The sequence below is a fragment of the Clostridium sp. LXY-7 genome (genome assembly GCF_056172015.1).
On sequence record NZ_JBLLJL010000001.1, the window covers coordinates 994,154 to 1,012,205 of the forward strand.

Below are 18,052 nucleotides of genomic sequence, written 5' to 3' on the forward strand. Positions count from 1 at the left end.
TATATGAAAAAAGAAAATAAAATTTTAATTTTTGATATTATATTAATAATTGCAGCATTATATGTATCTCTACTATTAAAATTTGATTTTAATATACCTCAAGGATATATAGAGTTTTTCTATAATTCTATAATACCATTAGTTATATTTACAGTATTGTTCAATATGATTTTCAAACTTTATAGTAATATATGGAAATATGCAACTATGCAAGATATATTATCTATAGTATATTCAGTTACAGCTACTAATATAGTATTTATATTTTACTTATATTTCATTAGTCATGTAGTATTTAATAGTAATTACTTTCGTTTTCCATTAACAGTGCATATAATTTTCTGGAATTTATCTGTTTTAAGTCTAGGTGGTATACGCTTTATGTACAGAATTGTAGATATTAGTCATCTAGGAAAAATAAAATCTAATAAAAAGAAAAATGTATTGATAATTGGAGCAGGTGATGCGGGCGCTATTTTAATAAAGGAAATAATGCGAAATAGCAACTTGAATTATAAGATTGTTGGATTAATTGATGATAATGACTATAAAAAAGGAAAAAGAATCAATGGCATAAAGGTATTAGGAGATAGAGGTCATATTGTAAAAATATGCAAGGATCATAAGGTGGAAGAAATAATCATAGCAATGCCATCAGCAGATTTGGAAACAAAAAAAGAAATTTTAAATATTTGTAAAGATACGAAATGCAAAATGAAAACAATGCCTGGAATTTATGAAATAATAGATGGAGATGTTAATATTAGTCAGTTAAGAGATGTTAACATTGATGACCTACTTGGTAGAGAAGCCATTAAGTTAAAAACAGAGCATATTGATAAATATATAAAAGGTAAGATAGTATTGGTTACTGGTGGTGGTGGTACTATTGGTTCTGAATTATGTAGGCAGATAGCAAAATTTAATCCGGAAAAAATATTAATACTAGACATTTATGAAAATAATGCTTATGAATTAGAGATGGAGTTTAATAGGAATCTACCTAATATTGAGAAACAGGTTTTAATTGCATCTGTAAGGGATAAGGCTAGAATGGAAGACATATTTAGAAAGTATAAGCCTCAAGTTGTATTCCATGCAGCTGCACATAAACATGTTCCATTAATGGAAAACAATGTGGGAGATGCAGTTAAAAATAATATTATAGGAACCTATAATGTAGTAAAATGTTGCCATAAATATAAAGTTGAGAGATTTGTTTTAATAAGTACAGATAAAGCTGTAAATCCAACTAATGTAATGGGTGCCACTAAAAGATTTTGTGAGCTAATTATACAAGCTATGGATGAGGTTAGTGATACTGATTTTGTAGCTGTACGATTTGGAAATGTACTGGGAAGTAATGGTTCAGTAATTCCATTATTTAAGAAACAGATAGCAAAAGGTGGGCCTGTTACGGTTACTCATCCAGATATAAACAGATTTTTTATGACTATTCCTGAAGCGGCTCAACTTGTTATACAGGCAGGGAGTTTAGCTGAAGGTGGAGAAATATTTGTTTTAGACATGGGAAGTCCAGTTAAAATAGTAGATCTTGCTAGAGACTTAATAAGTCTTTCAGGATATAAACCGGATGTTGATATTAAAATAGAATATGTAGGGTTGAGACCCGGTGAAAAACTTTATGAAGAACTTTTAATGGATGAAATAGCACTTACATCCACTGAACATGATAAGATATTTGTAGAGAAGCCAAAGGATGCTCATATAGATTTTATAGAAAATTCTATAAATCAATTTGAGCAAGTAGATAATATGTGTGATGAAGATATATTGCAGCTAATAGAGGAGAAAGTTCCTACATACCATAGGAAAAAGTAATTATTATAAGTTTTAGGAGAGATTGGATATGAAAGTAAATTTATTAGATTTAAATGCACAATATAATACAATTAAAGAAGATATCAACAATGCAATTAAAGAAGTATTGGAGTCTTCAACCTATATAATGGGTCCAAATGTGAAAAAAATAGAAAGTGAAATAGCAGAGTTTACAGGAGTAAAACATGGCATAGCTGTAGCTAATGGAACAGATGCACTAATGCTTGCCCTAAAAGCCTTAGGAGTTAAAGAAGAAGACGAAGTTATAACTACTCCATTTACTTTTTTTGCATCAGCTGAAACAACTTCAGTAGTTGGAGCAACTCCAGTATTTGCAGATGTTTTACCAGATACGTTATGTATTGATCCAAATAGTATTGAGAAGTGTATTACCGAAAAAACAAAGGCTATCATACCAGTACACATATTTGGACAAATGTGTGATATGGATAAGATAATGGAAATAGCTAAAAAACACAACTTATATGTTATAGAAGATGCATGTCAAGCCATAGGTGCAGAGTATAAAGGGAAGAGAGCTGGATCCATAGGGCATATGGGGACTTATTCATTTTTCCCAACAAAGAATTTAGGAGCTTATGGTGATGGTGGTATGGTAGTTACTAATGATGATACATTAGCAGATAAAGTTAAACTTCTAAGAGCTCATGGTTCAAAGGTTAAATATAATCATATAGCAATAGGGCACAATAGTAGACTTGATGAAATTCAAGCAGCCATATTGAGAGTTAAATTTAAACATATAGAACAATGGAATAATGAAAGAAATAGAAAAGCACACATATATAATGAATTATTAAGTGGGCTAGACCTAATTACTCCAACAGAATTGGAAGAGAATAAACATGTATATCATATGTATGTAGTTCAATCCTATAAAAGAGATGAAATTATTAAATTTTTAAAGGAAAGAGGTGTATCTACTGGAGTTTATTATCCATCTCCAGTCCACCTTCAAGAAGTTTATAAACATTTAAAATATAGTGAGGGAGATTTACAAGTATCTGAAGATGCATGTAAAAAAACTTTTGCATTACCGCTATATCCAGAGATAACGTTAGAAGAACAAAAATACGTAGTAGATCAAATTAAAGAATTCTTTAACAAGTAACTATAAATAAACATTGAGGTACTTTGCCTTAGGAGGTTAAATTCATGAGTCAATTAAAAGAAGAATTATTATTAAAACTAAAAAATAAAACAGCTAGACTTGGAGTAGTGGGACTTGGATATGTAGGACTTCCATTAGCTGTGGAAAAAGCTCGAGCAGGCTATGAAGTTATAGGTTTTGATGTTCAAGATAAAAAAGTTAGTATGGTTAATGAAGGAAAAAACTACATAGGAGATATAGTAGATGAGGATTTAGCTGAATTGGTTAAAAACGGTAAGTTGAAAGCTACTACAGATTTTAGTTTTGTGGCTGATGTAGATACTGTTTGTATAGCAGTTCCAACACCGTTAGATTTATATAAACAGCCAGATTTATCGTATGTAGTAAATTCCACTAAGGATGTAGCTAAATATCTAAAAAGAGGTATGTTAGTAGTGCTTGAGAGTACAACATATCCAGGAACTACTGAAGAGGTTATAAAGCCACTATTAGAAGAAAGTGGATTAAAATGTGGAGAAGACTTTTTCTTAGCATTCTCTCCAGAGAGGGTTGACCCAGGTAATAAAGATTTTAATACTAAAAATACTCCTAAAGTAGTGGGAGGATGCACAACTTCATGTACAGAGGTTGCAGGAGAATTATACAGAAGTGTGCTTGAGGGAGATATAATGGAAGTATCTTCACCAGCAGTGGCAGAAATGGAAAAAATATTAGAAAATACCTTTAGAAATATTAACATAGCTCTTGCCAATGAAATGGCTATATTATGTAAGAGAATGGGAATAGATGTATGGGAAGTGATAGATGCAGCTAAAACTAAACCATATGGCTTTATGCCATTTTATCCGGGTCCAGGACTTGGAGGACATTGCATACCATTAGATCCATTCTATCTAGAATGGAAGGCTAAAGAATATGATTATCACACTAAGTTAATAGAGACTTCAGGAATAATCAATGATTCTATGCCAGAGTTTGTACTTGAAAACATAATGAAGCTTTTAAATGGGCATAAAAAGGCTTTAAATGGATCAAAGGTTCTAATAATGGGAGCAGCTTATAAAAAAGATATAGATGATATGAGAGAGTCACCAACATTAAAAGTTATGGAGCTTTTAGAAAAAAATGGTGCTGATATCATAGTTAATGATCCATATATACCATCATTTTCTCACAAAGGTAAAGAATATATATCTGTAGAGTGGGAAAAGGAAATAGATAATGCAGATATAGTTGTTATAACAACAGATCATAGTTGTTATGATTATGAGTTAATAGTTGAGAAAGCAAGTCTTCTTTATGACACTAGAAATGCTACAAAAGGTGTTAAAAAGAATAGAGAGAAAATAAATAAGCTATAATTAAAGTTGAGCCTTAGAAAGCACATAGTTAGTAGCTATGTGCTTTCTATATAAAAAAGGAGCATTTTATGAAATTATTGGTTATATCTCATATGTATCCTAACGATTATAATAAAAACAGTGGTATATTTATACATAAGCAAGTTAAGGCATTAAAAAAAAATTATGGTGAGGAGATAAATATAAAAGTAGTATCTCCTGTACCTTATACTCCATTTCTTCTTTCATTGATTTCTCAGAAATATAAAAAGTATTATAATATTCCTGAGAAATTAGATTATGAAGGGATAGAGGTTTATTATCCAAGGGTTTTATTACTACCTAAAAATTTAAATTTTAAAAATTCTGGAAAAGCTTTATACAAAGGGATGAATAGATTAGTAGAAAAAATTAATAGAGATTTTGAATTTGATTTAATTCATGCACATGTAGCACTTCCAGATGGAGAAAGTGCATTACTATTAAATAAAAAATATAATAGACCTATAATAACAACAATTCATGGTCAAGATATGAATTATACAGTAAATTTAAATAATGATTATAAAGAGAAAGTAATAAATGTTATAGAGAAATCTGATAAGACTGTTTTTGTCAGCAATAAACTAAAAAGAGAAGCTGAAAAGTATACTAATAAAATTTCTAATTTTGAAGTGATTTCAAATGGAATAAGTATAGAAGATATAAAGAAGCAGTATAATGATGAAATAAAAGAGGAATTTACTAATAAAAAATATATTTTAGTAGTTGGAAATTTACTTAAGACTAAGGGTATGCATTATGCCATAGAAGCATTTAGTGAGATACATAAAAAGTATGATGATTATATAATGATAATTATAGGGCGTGGACCTGAAAGAGAGAATTTAGAGAGACTCTGTAAGGATAGAGGAGTTGAAGATAAAATTATTTTCAAAGGTCAGGTACCTAATGAAAAGGTAATGGAATATATGAATTATTGCGAATTTTTTGTATTACCTAGCTATAAGGAAGGCTTTGGTGTAGTATATATAGAGGCAATGGCTCATGGAAAAACTGTTATTGGATGCAAGGGTGAAGGAATTCAAGATGTTATTGAAAATTTAAAAGATGGCATTTTAGTCTTGCCTCAAGATAAAGATGATTTAAGAGATAAGATGGAATTAATAATAACTGATAATGAATTACGAGAAAGTATAGGAGTAAATGCTAAGAAAAAAATTCTAAGTAATTATACATGGGATAATAATGCTGTGAAAAATTATCAGCTATATGAAGAGGTGTTAAATAAATTTTATGGAGGTAAATAACATGAATAAGCTAAAATTTGTAGTTATAGGTTGCGGAAGGATATCTTATAAGGGTATAGAAGCAATAATAAATAATAAAGATATGGCAACTCTAGTTGGAACTTGTGATCCAATAGAGGAAAAAGCAATATCAAAAAAAGATGAGTACATAAAAAATATAAACTGTGATTGTGATGTTAAGATTTTTACAGATTACAAAAAAATGTGTGATGAGTTAGAGTTTAATATAGCTTATATAGCAACAGAAAGTGGATATCACCCAGAAATATCAAAATATCTAATGAATAGAGGAAAGCATGTAATAATTGAAAAACCTATGGCATTATCCATAAAAGATGCAAATGAGATGATAGAAGTTGCTAAGAAAAATGGAGTGGTTTTAAGCGTATGTCATCAAAATAGATTTAATGCGCCAATACAAAAATTGAGGGATGCTATAGAAAGAGATAGATTTGGTAGACTTGTTAATGGTACAGCTAGAATTTTATGGAATAGAAATATGGGATATTATGAACAAGCTCCTTGGAGAGGTACTTGGGAGTTAGATGGTGGAACACTTATGAACCAATGCATACATAATATAGATCTTTTACAATGGATGTTAGGTGGAGAAATAGATACTGTTTATGCACAATGTGATACATTTTTAAGAGATATTGAAGCAGAAGATTTTGGAGCTATTGTAATTAGATTTAAAAATGGTGCTATAGGAATAGTGGAAGGAAGTGCTTGTGTATTCCCTAAGAATCTAGAAGAAACATTAAGTATATTTGGAGAAAAGGGTGCAGTGTGTATAGGTGGCATGGCTGTGAATAAAATTGAAACATGGAGATTTGAGGATAACTTAGAAACAGAAGAAGAAGTTATAAAAGAAGCTTCAGGGGAAATTGAGAATGTATATGGAGCAGGTCATACAGCATTGTTTAAAAATGTGATAGAATCAATAAACAATGAAACAAATCCATTAATTGATGGGAATGAAGGAAAAAAAGCTATGGAAATAATTTTAGCTGCATATAAATCAAGAATGACAGGCATGCCAATAAAATTCCCTATGGAAGATTTTGCTAGTATAGACATGAAAAACATACATAGAATAAAGGATAAGCAATAGTATAAAAATAACAAATTTTAAGTATGAGATGAGAGAGCTCTTTTCATAACTAAAAAGTGTGGAGGACTATATGAAAATTTGTATTTTAACCTCTGGGCATGATGTTTTTGATAATAGAATTTACTATAAGGAAATTTTATCACTAAAAAAAGTATATAATGATATTTATGTCGTAGCGCCAGGAGAGAAAGATTTTATTACAGATGATGGAATTACTGTAAAATGCTTTAGGAAGAGAAGTAGTTGGCATGATAGATTAAGACCAATGAAAGATATGTTTAATATTGCTAAAGGAATAGGGGCAGATATATATCATGCTCATGAGCCAGATTCTTTTCAAGTAGCTTTAAAATTAAAAAAGCATTTGGGATCAAAGGCTATATACGATTCTCATGAATATCATCCGGAAAGTTTTAGTGAGCATTTTAAATTTATGAAAAGATCTATTACAAAAGTAATATATAAATATGAAGAATCAATGGGTAAAAAAGCTGACTATATAATATCTGTAAATGATATTTTGGTAAATAAATTTAAAACTTATAATAAAAATGTAGCATTGATACCTAATTATCCTGTATTACATTTATCAAGCAATGAGAAGCAATTAAGCCATAAACCTACATTTGTATATGTAGGGGGGTTAAGGGAAGATAGAGGTATTTTAAAAATTCTTGAATCTATAAAACTAATTGGAGAAGAATATAGATATATATTCATTGGCGGTTTTGAAAATAAAATCATAGAAGCTAAGGTAAAGGAACTTTTAAATGGGGAATTAAAGAAGGCTGATATAAAGTTTACAGGTAAAATTCCACATATAGAAGTTTTCAAATACCTACAGAGTTCTTGGGCTGGATTTGTGTTATTACAGCCGGTAAACTGGCGATATATAAACTCAGAACCTATAAAAGTATTTGAGTATATGATGAGTCAAACTCCAGTTATTGCTAGTGATTTTCCCATGATGAAAAATATAATTAAAAGTAGTGAATGTGGAGTTTTAGTTAATCCAGAAGATTGTAATGCTATAGCAGATACTATTAAAAAAATGGCAAAAGAAATTGAAATAATTAAAAAACAAGGGAAAAATGGATTGGTAGCAATTGAGAATAAATACAATTGGAACATATGTGAACAAAGATTATTAAAGTTGTATAAGGAGTTATGCTAGAGGTGGGTAAATGAAAAATAATAAAGTGAATTCTAATTTTTTGTTATTGATTATAATGCTAGCAACGATTTTATTATCAGTTGCTACTAAACCAAATTTAATTATAGTAGAAATATTTGCTGCTTTCTATGTTTTACTAATTTATAGATATTTTAATACTAGCAATAGAAAAATGCTTTATTATTTTGCTTTTTTGTTTTCTATAGTTGCATTAGGCAATAGATATAATTATTATTTTGTATTTTTCTTGTATTGTATAATCTTGTTAAAAGACATACATATAAAGGAGCTCAATATAAAAAACATATTTAAAAGTAAATATACAATATTTGTGATTATATTTATTAGTTATATGATAATTAGCATATTGTGGAGTAGTAATAAAAGAGATGCGGTTGAAAGTTTAATGAGATATGCAATAAGTATATCCATGATGTTGATGTTTATTTTTGAAAATAAAGATAGAACAGAGTTAAGTGAATCATTAAAGTTCTTTAGGTTTTTATTTTTGGGAATATTAATATTAGGAGTATTGGAAATATTAAGAGTGAATTTAGGGTTACCTAATCATCTTACAGAAAAGGGAATAACACATGCTTATGCTCAAAGCGTTCCAGTAACATTTTTTAATAATCCTAATAATTATGCTGTATTTATCATTGTAGGTATAATACTAAATGTAGATATATTAATAGAAAATATAAATACAAAATTTTATTACATGAGCAGTATAAGTTATATTTTAGCTATTTTTAATATTATTTTTACAAGATCACGTACAGCTTTTATTGCAGGAGTTTTGTCACTTATATTTATATTTTTTATAGGTATTATTAATTGGAAACAAAGCGAATTTAGAAATAAGTTATTTAAATTTTGTGTAAGATTTTTCTTTATAGGATTTATTATATATTTCTTATTATCGTTAGTTCCTTCTATGGATTATTACACTGAAAAATTTGGGAAAATACCTTTTGTAGACCAAATTAAGAGTATTTTAAACTCTAAAAGTGCAGATGGTGAACTAGGTGAGACAATACCACCAGTAATAGGTGAAGCAGGATCTGATAACGTGAGATTCACTATAATATATGATATAACCACGAATGTAGTTAAAAATGGTAACTATCTAGGCGTGGGGGTAGGGAATACCTATGACTTTTTAAAGAAAGTTGGAAATACAAATGGCACTTATGCAGCACATTCTTATTGGTTTGAATTATTAAGCGACTTTGGAATAGGAATATTTTTATATACAATTCTAGTGTATGCACATATAGGATTAAAGATGGTATTTAATAAAAAACATATGAAATCAAAATTAAATGGTCAATATGTTATAGGAATAACATTACTATTTTCTTGGACAATACTGGCATTTGGACCAAGCTCTTTAGTATCATATCCACCATTTTGGATATCTATGGGTATAATTTATTCTATTTATAAAATACAGTTTACTGTTAAATAAATATGAGATAAAAATATTTATCTTAATTTTTAGGAGGAAGTATGGAAGATGTATATAGAACAGTATCCATAGTAATACCATGTAGAAATGAAAAAAACTACATAGACCAATGTATAAATTCATTTATCAATCAAACTTATCCTAAAGACTTATATGAAGTTTTGATTTGTGATGGCATGTCTACGGATGGAACAAGAGAGATTATTAATGGATACGAGAATAAATACAAAAATATTAAATTAATAGATAATGTAGAATTAACGGCTCCTAAAGCTATGAATAAAGGGATAGAGTATAGTACTTCAGATGTGATTATAATTTTTGGAGCACATGCCTATGCTGATAATAGATTTATAGAGAGTAATGTTAAATTACTTTATAAAGATGAAACCATAGGATGTGTTGGTGGTCCTATTGAAACCATAAGTGAGAATAATATAGGGAATGCTATTGCGCTTGCTATGAGTTCGCCTTTTGGAGTTGGAAATGCATTGTTTAGGTATGCAAAAGAAGAGACTTATGTAGATACTGTTGCATTTGGCGCTTACAGAAAAGAAGTATTGGATAAAGTAGGCTACTTTGATGAGGAACTAGTAAGAAATCAAGACGATGAATTAAATTTTAGAGTTGTTAAAAATGGATATAATATATTATTATCACCACATATAAAATCTGTTTATTATAGTAGGGGATCATTAGCAAAATTATGGAGACAGTACTATCAATATGGATTTTGGAAAGTTAGAGTTATGCAAAAACATGGAAAGCCAGCTTCTATAAGACATTTAATTCCTATGGGGTTTGTAATAGGAAATATAGGTGCAGCAATATTAAGCTTGTTCTTTAAACCTATATTATATGTATGGATTAGTGTTCTAGCGTTATATTTAATTGGAGATATATTTGCATCTTTAAAAGTAACCAGAAGAAAAAGAAAGCTTTTTAAATACGTTTCAATTATTTTTCCTATATTACATATTAGTTATGGAATAGGTTTTTTAGAAGGTTTAATAAATTTTTATATTTTCAAATCAAATAATAAAGTAAAGAAAAATACAAAGATGTCTAGATAGGGAGTGAACATATATGTCAAAGACAAGAGAGAGCTTTTTACCTTATGCATTACCATTAATTGATGAAAGTGACATAAATGAAGTTGTAGATACACTAAAATCAGGATGGGTTGCAAAAGGACCAAGAACTATAGAACTAGAAAAGAGATTTGCTGAATATACAGGAGCAAAGTATGCAATTGCAATGAATTCTGCAACCGCAGCGCTTCATATAGCATTAGTAGCAGCAGGAATAGGGCAAGGAGACGAAGTTATAACTACGCCTATGACTTTCGCAGCAACAGCAAATACTATAATACATACAGGAGCCACTCCAGTATTTGTTGATGTAGACCCTGTAACTTTTTGTATAGATGTAAATAAAATAGAAGAGAAGATAACAGATAAAACAAAAGCTATAGTTCCAGTGCACTATACAGGTCAAGCATGCGATATGGATAAAATTAGAGATATAGCTAAAAAATATAATCTGTTTGTTTCAGAAGATGCAGCTCATGCTATTGATACCTTCTATAAGGGAGACTTGATAGGTAAAAAAGGTGATTGTGCATGCTTTAGTTTTTATGCAACTAAAAATATATGTACTGGTGAAGGTGGTATGCTAACCACTAACAGAGAGGACATAGCCGAGAAGGCTAGAATATTATCTACCCATGGAATGAGCAAAGCTGCTTGGAACAGATATGGTAAGGGTGGAGCCTGGAGATATGACATAGAATATCCAGGATATAAATATAATATGTTTGATATTCAGGCAGCATTAGGATTAAGGCAAATGGATAAATTGCCAGCTATGCAAGCCAGACGTTTGGAGATAGAAAAAGAATATAATAAAGCTTTTAACAAGTTAGCCGGTGTGATAACTCCAAAAGTAGCTGATTATACAGATCACTCATGGCATCTATATGTACTAAGACTTGATTTAGAGAAACTTACAATAGATAGAGATAAATTCATAGAATTGATGGCAGAAGAAAACATAGGTACAAGTGTTCATTTTATACCAGTACACTTAATGAGCTACTATAAAAATACATATGGTTATAAGGAAGGGAATTTTCCTGTAGCAGAGAAGTACTTTGATACTATAGTATCTTTGCCATTATATCCTAGAATGAATAGCCAAGATGTACAGGATGTAATTAATGCCGTAGAAAAGATTATAAGTAGTCATAAAAAATAAATTTAACCTCCATCTTTTATACATAAAAGGTGGGGGTTTTATAAAGAAAATTAAGCATTGTAATTAATTTATTTCCAATGTAAAATACTGAATATATGGAAATAATAAATTATAGTATTTTCAATCCATTTTGAGGAGGAGTAAATTTGGAAAAAAACATACATATAGATGTAGATAAAAAGATAAATGGTAGAAAATTTCAATTTTTTCTAAAGAGAATTATGGATATAGTATTATCTTTAATAGGTATATTAATATTGTCACCCATATATTTAATTATAGGAATAGCTATAAAATTAGATAGTAAGGGGCCTGTGATTTTTAGACAAATTAGAGTTGGGAAAGAGGGCAAAAATTTTACCATATATAAATTTAGAACTATGGTAGTATCAGCTGAGAGCAAGAGAGAATTAGAAATCGATCCTGAGAATGTTAATAATTTTGTATTTCAGACTAAAAATGATAATAGAATAACTAAAGTCGGAGGGTTTTTAAGAAAAACTAGCTTAGATGAGATACCTCAATTATTTAATGTGTTATTTGGAACTATGAGTTTGGTTGGACCTAGACCAGAAATACCAGAGGTAGTAAAATATTATCCGGAAAGCTATTTTCAAAGACTTTTGGTTTTGCCTGGAATAACAGGGCTTGCTCAGATTAGTGGTAGAGGAGAAATAGAATTAGGCAAAACTGTAGAATATGATTTAAAATATATAAATAACTTTTCTGTATGGTATGATATTAAAATTTTATTTTTGACAGTATTTAAGGTGTTTAAAAGTGAAGGTGCATTTTAAATATTATGTCATTAATGTTTTTACATATTATTAGGGGGAGAAAATGGATAAGAAAAATTACATTAAAGGAATATGCTACATAGTTATATCAGCCATTGGCTTTGGTGTTATGCCTATTTTGGCTAAACTTGCCTATAGAGGAGGAGCTAATGCAGTAACAACCTTATGGCTGAGATTTACATTTGCAGCTCTAATACTGTTATACTACATAAAAGATAGAAAACTTTCACTTAAATTAAATAAAATACAAGTAAAATACATGTTAGTGGTAGGGTTATTGAGTTCATTAACCTCAGTGTTATTATTCAGCTCTTATAACTATATTTCAACGGGTATGGCAACTACAATAATTTATTGTTATCCTGTAATAGTGATGGTGCTGTCAGTTATCATATATAAAGAAAAATTAAAACCAATTAAAATAATATGTTTGGTATTTACTTTAATTGGGATGCTTATTATGATGGATATAAATTCATCTATTTATAGTAATAAAGGTTTATTTATGGTTATAGGTGCAGCATTATGCTATGCAGTTTATATTATAGCTGCATCAAATAAGAATTTGGTTAATATAGATAGTTATGTTACTACTTTTTATATTTCAGTTATATCTGGAGTTGTAGGATTAATTAGTGGAGCAGCTTCTAATGAATTAGTATTTCATATAAGTTTTTATGGTTTAATTTCAATAGTAGTTTTAGCTTTTATTTCTACTATAGTAGCATTAAAGGCTTTTATACAAGGGGTAAAGATGATAGGAGCTAGTAATGCGGCTATATTCAGTACTTTGGAGCCTATAGTTAGTTTAATATTAGGAATATTAATATTAGGAGAGCCAGTAAATACAAGAATTATTATTGGATCAATACTCATAATAGGAGCTATGATTTTACTAGCAAAGGGAACAGTTGAAGAGCATATATAGATATATTATAGAACAATCTTTGAATATAAGGATTGTTTTTCTATTTTAAATAGGGCAGATATTGTAAGAGTCAATTCTGCAAACCCTTTAGTGTGCTAAACCGATATCATATTAAAAATATTCAGACAATTTACAGTGGATAAAAATAGAGGGGTTTCAATAGTTTTAAAGAATACTAGTATATAGAACAATATAGATTTAATACATATTTATTATTGTAGGAGGAGTACTATGAAAAAAGTAATAATTGATGGAAATAGTTTGACATTAGAAGACATCATAAATGTATCAAGAAATAACTATGAAGTTGAGTTGAGTAAAGATGCAGAAGAAAGAGTTAAAAAATCTAGAAGCATAGTAGATAAAATAGTTGAAAATAATGAAGTCATATATGGGATAACTACAGGATTTGGAAAGTTTTCAGATGTATCAATATCAGGTGAGGATTGTAAAACACTTCAAAGAAATTTAATTATATCACATGCTTGTGGATTTGGAAGCTTCTTAGAAAAGGATATAGTTAGAACAATAATATTACTTAGAGCTAATGCATTATCTAAAGGATACTCAGGTATTAGATTATCTACATTAAAAACTTTAATAGAGATGTTGAATAAACAAGTTCATCCACAAATACCTGAAAAAGGTTCACTTGGAGCATCAGGGGATTTAGCACCATTATCACATATGGTTCTTCCTATGATAGGTGAAGGTGAGGCAGAATATAAGGGTGAAATCTTAAATGGAAAAGAAGCTATGAAGAGAGCAGGAATAGAAGTAGTAGAATTAGTTGCTAAAGAGGGACTAGCTCTTATAAATGGAACTCAAGTTATGACTGCAGTAGGAGCATTAGCTGTATGTGATGGAATTAACTTAATCAAATCTACAGAAATAGCTTCAGCTTTAACTATAGAAGCGCTAAGAGGAATAAAGGATGCCTTTGATCCAAGAACACATAGCATTCGTCCTCATGAAGGACAAGTTAATACAGCTAAAAACATATTGAACCTATTAGAGGGAAGCTTACTAGCAACTAGACAAGGGGAGATAAGAGTTCAGGATGCTTATACACTAAGATGTATTCCTCAAATTCATGGTGCTTCTAAGGATGCATTGAATTATGTGAAAAATAAAGTAGAGATAGAGATAAATTCAGTAACAGATAATCCAATAGTAACAGAAGAAGGTGATGTAATATCAGGAGGTAATTTCCATGGACAACCAATGGCATTGAGTTTTGACTTTTTAGGAATTGCTATGAGCGAACTTGGAAATGTATCTGAAAGAAGACTAGAAAGACTTATAAATTATCAACTAAATGATTTACCAGCTTTCTTAGTAAAACATGGGGGACTAAATTCAGGATTTATGATAACTCAATATGCAGCTGCAGCCCTAGTATCTGAAAACAAGATTTTAGCTCACCCAGCTAGTGTAGATTCTATACCATCTTCTGCAAATCAAGAAGACCATGTAAGTATGGGAACTATAGCTGCTAGAAAAGCTAGAGATATAATAAGAAATGTAGAGAGAGTAGTTGCAACAGAGATATTAGCAGCATGTCAAGCTATAGATTTTAGAGAAGATAAAACTTTAGGAAAAGGAACTAGCAAGGCTTATGAAAAAGTTAGAGATGTTGTAGATTTTATTGAGAATGATGTAGTTATGTATAAAGAAATAGATAAGGTAACAGAGCTTATTAAGAGTGGACAAATAGTTAACAGTGTAGAAGAAGTTATTAAAATAAATTATTAAAGATAAAATAGGAGGGTTTTTTTATGGCTAAAATAGTTGAGTGTATTCCAAACTTTAGTGAGGGGAGAGAAAAAGAAAAGATAGAAAGAATTATAGATGTATTTAGAGGGGTTGATGGAGTAAAATTATTAGACTATTCTAGTGATGCTGACCACAATAGAACTGTAGTTACAGTAGTAGGAAATCCTGATGCACTAGAAAAAGCTATCATAGCTATGGCTGAGAGAGTTTATGAATCAATAGATATGACTACACACACTGGGGAACATCCAAGAATGGGAGCATTAGATGTAGTTCCATTTGTTCCAATCCAAGATGTAACTATGGATGAATGTGTAGAAATAGCTAATAGAATAGGTAAGACCATAGGAGAAAACTTTAATATACCAGTATATCTTTATGAAAAAGCTGCTACAGCACCACATAGAGAGAACTTAGCTACAGTTAGAAAAGGGCAATACGAAGGATTTTTCACAAAAATTAAAGAGGACATGTGGAAGCCAGATTATGGTCCATCAGAAGTTAATGTTAAAGGAGGATGTATAGCGGTATCAGCTAGACAACCATTAGTAGCGTTTAATGTTAATTTAGGTACAGATAAGATAGAGATTGCAGATAAAATAGCTAAAACTGTTAGACATTTAGGTGGAGGTCTTAGATATGTTAAGGCTATGGGGGTTAAATTAGAGGATAGAAATATAGCTCAGGTTTCAATGAACCTAGTGAATTATGAGAAGACAGCAGTATATAGAGCTTTTGAAATGGTTAAAATGGAAGCTCAAAGATATGGAGTACCTGTAATAGGTAGTGAGGTTATAGGACTTTTACCTATGGCGGCATTAATTAGTAGTGCGGAATATTATTTACAAATAGAGAATTTTTCTATGGATCAAATATTAGAAAAAAGAGTTAATGAATAGCCTAAATTAGGAGTTGATACCATGAGTATTATAATAAAGAATATTAATTGTTTAGTAACCTGCGAAGGAAGTCATAAGAAAAAAGGTCCACAGATGAAGGATGCTAAAATTATAGAAAATGGTTATATTGTAGTAGATAAGGATTATATTACTGCCGTTGGTAGCGGAGAGGAATATAATTCACATATAAAAGCAGATTCTATAATAATTGACGGAACGGGAAAAACAGTTACACCAGGACTTGTAGACCCTCATACTCATGTAGTTTATGATGGAAGTAGAGAGAATGAATTACCATTAAAATTAAATAAGGTTGGATATATTGAAATCTTAAAAATGGGTGGAGGTATATTAAGTACAGTAAAAAATACAAGAAAAGCCTCTATAGAAGAGCTGATGATGCAAACAAGAGCAAGATTAGATATAATGCTAAATCATGGAACTACCACAGTAGAGAGTAAATCTGGATATGGATTGGATTTGGAAACAGAGGTTAAGATATTACAGGTAAATAAAAAACTAAATGAAGATCATCCAATAGATATAGTTTCAACTTTTATGGGAGCACATGCTGTACCAACTGAGTATAAGGAAAATAGAAAAGAATTTATAAGAATTATAATAGATGAAATGCTTCCGCATATTTCAGAGAATAAGCTAGCAGAATTTGTGGATTGTTTTTGTGAAGAGGGAGTGTTTACCACAGAGGAATGTAGGGAAATTCTTAGGAGAGCTAAAGAGTATGGCTTTAAATTAAAGCTTCATGGAGATGAGGTAGAATCAGTAAGTGGAGCAGAACTTGCTGGAGAACTTAAATGCATTTCAGCAGAGCATTTAATTGCAGCTTCAGATGAAGGTATCAAGGCATTAGCTGATAATGATGTAGTAGCGGTACTATTGCCTTCAACTGCTTTTTATCTTATGCTTGGAAGATATGCTAGGGCTAGAGAGATGATAGACAATAATGTGGCTGTAGCTCTTGCAACAGATTGTAACCCAGGAACATCACCAACTGAATCCATGCAGAATGTTATGAGCTATGCGTGCTTTGGTATGAGAATGTTACCTGAAGAAATTATTAATGCTATGACTATTAATTCAGCTTGTGCCATAAATAGAGAAAAATCTATTGGTTCTATAGAGGTTGGTAAGAAAGCTGATATAGTTATATTTAATAGTAAAAATTTAAACTATCTAATTTATCATTTTGGAGTAAATTGTGTGGAAAAAGTAATTAAAAATGGTAAAATAGTTGTAGATAGATAAGAGATTTAATAGGTGGCATATTGCCACCTATATTTTAAAGGAGGAGAATTTATATGTTAGATAATAAAACTGTAAAGGATTTTATAGAGGAATTAGGCTCTAATTCGCCAGCACCAGGTGGGGGAAGCGTAGCAGCACTATGTGGCTCATTAAGTAGTGCTCTTGGCTCTATGGTATTTAATTTAACTGTAGGTAAAAAAGTATATGAAGCATTAAATGAAGAAGAAAAAGGTTTAGTTAATAAACATTTAGCTATAACTAGTGATTTAAAAAATGAGTTTTTAACTTTAATGAATGAGGACACAGAGGCATTTACTGGAGTAATGAATGCACTTAAACTTCCAAAAGAAACTGACGAAGATAAAGCAATCAGAAGTGCAAAGATACAAGAGGGATATAAAGAGGCTATAGCAGTGCCATTATCAGTAGCTAAAAAAGCTTATGAAATGTATGAAAGCATTTTAATCAGTGTTAAATATGGAAATAAAAACACTATATCAGATGGTGGAGTTGCAGCATTATTAGCTCAATGCGCTATAGAAGGAGCTATAATGAATGTAAAAATAAATCTATCATCTATAAAAGATTCCGAGTATGTATCAGAAATATCATCACAGCTAAGAGAGCTAAGGGAAAAAGGCTTAGCAAAACAATCAGAAATTTTAACTGTTGTAAATGAACATATGTAATATTTATTTATAAACTCAGCATTTGCTGAGTTTATATTTTACTACCGAAGATGAGTAC

15 protein-coding genes are annotated in these 18,052 nt (G+C 30.1%); all 15 read left to right on the forward strand.

Features of this window, described 5'->3' with window-relative positions:
• Nucleotides 1–3 precede the first annotated feature (3 nt).
• The 15 genes from ACI48Q_RS04680 (at nucleotide 4) to ACI48Q_RS04750 (ending at nucleotide 17,994) form a co-directional block, all read left to right on the forward strand.
• Nucleotides 4–1,842, forward strand: coding sequence for a polysaccharide biosynthesis protein (locus ACI48Q_RS04680; protein WP_474917882.1), 1,839 nt, complete (start codon nucleotides 4–6; stop codon nucleotides 1,840–1,842).
• A gap of 28 nt (nucleotides 1,843–1,870) precedes the next feature.
• On the forward strand, nucleotides 1,871–2,974 hold the full coding sequence (locus tag ACI48Q_RS04685) for a DegT/DnrJ/EryC1/StrS family aminotransferase (protein ID WP_474917883.1): 1,104 nt from the start codon (nucleotides 1,871–1,873) through the stop codon (nucleotides 2,972–2,974).
• Between the two features lie 44 nt (nucleotides 2,975–3,018).
• Complete coding sequence (locus ACI48Q_RS04690) at nucleotides 3,019–4,335, forward strand: nucleotide sugar dehydrogenase (protein ID WP_474917884.1); 1,317 nt, start codon at nucleotides 3,019–3,021, stop codon at nucleotides 4,333–4,335.
• A 68-nt stretch (nucleotides 4,336–4,403) separates the two neighbouring features.
• Nucleotides 4,404–5,624: a glycosyltransferase gene (locus ACI48Q_RS04695; RefSeq protein ID WP_474917885.1), complete on the forward strand. Its 1,221-nt coding sequence runs from the start codon at nucleotides 4,404–4,406 to the stop codon at nucleotides 5,622–5,624.
• A 1-nt stretch (nucleotide 5,625) separates the two neighbouring features.
• A complete protein-coding gene (locus tag ACI48Q_RS04700; protein WP_474917886.1) occupies nucleotides 5,626–6,738 on the forward strand; it encodes a Gfo/Idh/MocA family protein in 1,113 nt (370 codons plus the stop codon).
• Between the two features lie 70 nt (nucleotides 6,739–6,808).
• The gene (locus ACI48Q_RS04705; protein WP_474917887.1) at nucleotides 6,809–7,912 is read left to right on the forward strand and encodes a glycosyltransferase family 4 protein; all 1,104 of its coding nucleotides are present in this window, start codon (nucleotides 6,809–6,811) and stop codon (nucleotides 7,910–7,912) included.
• A 10-nt stretch (nucleotides 7,913–7,922) separates the two neighbouring features.
• Nucleotides 7,923–9,383, forward strand: a complete 1,461-nt coding sequence (locus tag ACI48Q_RS04710; protein WP_474917888.1) for an O-antigen ligase family protein — start codon at nucleotides 7,923–7,925, stop codon at nucleotides 9,381–9,383.
• Between the two features lie 41 nt (nucleotides 9,384–9,424).
• Nucleotides 9,425–10,456, forward strand: coding sequence for a glycosyltransferase family 2 protein (locus ACI48Q_RS04715; protein WP_474917889.1), 1,032 nt, complete (start codon nucleotides 9,425–9,427; stop codon nucleotides 10,454–10,456).
• A 13-nt stretch (nucleotides 10,457–10,469) separates the two neighbouring features.
• Nucleotides 10,470–11,639, forward strand: a complete 1,170-nt coding sequence (locus tag ACI48Q_RS04720; protein WP_474917890.1) for a DegT/DnrJ/EryC1/StrS family aminotransferase — start codon at nucleotides 10,470–10,472, stop codon at nucleotides 11,637–11,639.
• Nucleotides 11,640–11,785: 146 nt separating this feature from the next.
• Nucleotides 11,786–12,436, forward strand: a complete 651-nt coding sequence (locus tag ACI48Q_RS04725; RefSeq protein ID WP_474917891.1) for a sugar transferase — start codon at nucleotides 11,786–11,788, stop codon at nucleotides 12,434–12,436.
• A 43-nt stretch (nucleotides 12,437–12,479) separates the two neighbouring features.
• Complete coding sequence (locus ACI48Q_RS04730) at nucleotides 12,480–13,364, forward strand: DMT family transporter (protein ID WP_474917892.1); 885 nt, start codon at nucleotides 12,480–12,482, stop codon at nucleotides 13,362–13,364.
• Between the two features lie 231 nt (nucleotides 13,365–13,595).
• Nucleotides 13,596–15,119 carry a histidine ammonia-lyase gene (hutH, locus tag ACI48Q_RS04735; protein ID WP_474917893.1) on the forward strand — a complete coding sequence of 508 codons (1,524 nt, stop codon included), beginning with the start codon at nucleotides 13,596–13,598 and terminating at the stop codon, nucleotides 15,117–15,119.
• A gap of 23 nt (nucleotides 15,120–15,142) precedes the next feature.
• Nucleotides 15,143–16,039 (forward strand): glutamate formimidoyltransferase, encoded by an 897-nt coding sequence (ftcD, locus tag ACI48Q_RS04740; protein ID WP_474917894.1) that lies wholly within the window; start codon nucleotides 15,143–15,145, stop codon nucleotides 16,037–16,039.
• Between the two features lie 21 nt (nucleotides 16,040–16,060).
• Nucleotides 16,061–17,305: an imidazolonepropionase gene (gene hutI / locus ACI48Q_RS04745; RefSeq protein WP_474917896.1), complete on the forward strand. Its 1,245-nt coding sequence runs from the start codon at nucleotides 16,061–16,063 to the stop codon at nucleotides 17,303–17,305.
• 53 nt (nucleotides 17,306–17,358) lie between these two features.
• A complete protein-coding gene (locus ACI48Q_RS04750) occupies nucleotides 17,359–17,994 on the forward strand; it encodes a cyclodeaminase/cyclohydrolase family protein (protein WP_474917897.1) in 636 nt (211 codons plus the stop codon).
• Nucleotides 17,995–18,052 lie beyond the last annotated feature (58 nt).

Coding starts and splice junctions, on each gene's coding strand:
- ACI48Q_RS04710 (WP_474917888.1), top strand. CDS start 7,923: ATGAAAAATAATAAAGTGAATTCTAATTTTTTGTTATTGATTATAATG.
- ACI48Q_RS04715 (WP_474917889.1), top strand. CDS start 9,425: ATGGAAGATGTATATAGAACAGTATCCATAGTAATACCATGTAGAAAT.
- hutH (WP_474917893.1), top strand. CDS start 13,596: ATGAAAAAAGTAATAATTGATGGAAATAGTTTGACATTAGAAGACATC.
- ACI48Q_RS04690 (WP_474917884.1), top strand. CDS start 3,019: ATGAGTCAATTAAAAGAAGAATTATTATTAAAACTAAAAAATAAAACA.
- ACI48Q_RS04720 (WP_474917890.1), top strand. CDS start 10,470: ATGTCAAAGACAAGAGAGAGCTTTTTACCTTATGCATTACCATTAATT.
- ACI48Q_RS04705 (WP_474917887.1), top strand. CDS start 6,809: ATGAAAATTTGTATTTTAACCTCTGGGCATGATGTTTTTGATAATAGA.
- ACI48Q_RS04695 (WP_474917885.1), top strand. CDS start 4,404: ATGAAATTATTGGTTATATCTCATATGTATCCTAACGATTATAATAAA.
- ACI48Q_RS04750 (WP_474917897.1), top strand. CDS start 17,359: ATGTTAGATAATAAAACTGTAAAGGATTTTATAGAGGAATTAGGCTCT.
- ftcD (WP_474917894.1), top strand. CDS start 15,143: ATGGCTAAAATAGTTGAGTGTATTCCAAACTTTAGTGAGGGGAGAGAA.
- hutI (WP_474917896.1), top strand. CDS start 16,061: ATGAGTATTATAATAAAGAATATTAATTGTTTAGTAACCTGCGAAGGA.
- ACI48Q_RS04685 (WP_474917883.1), top strand. CDS start 1,871: ATGAAAGTAAATTTATTAGATTTAAATGCACAATATAATACAATTAAA.
- ACI48Q_RS04680 (WP_474917882.1), top strand. CDS start 4: ATGAAAAAAGAAAATAAAATTTTAATTTTTGATATTATATTAATAATT.
- ACI48Q_RS04730 (WP_474917892.1), top strand. CDS start 12,480: ATGGATAAGAAAAATTACATTAAAGGAATATGCTACATAGTTATATCA.
- ACI48Q_RS04700 (WP_474917886.1), top strand. CDS start 5,626: ATGAATAAGCTAAAATTTGTAGTTATAGGTTGCGGAAGGATATCTTAT.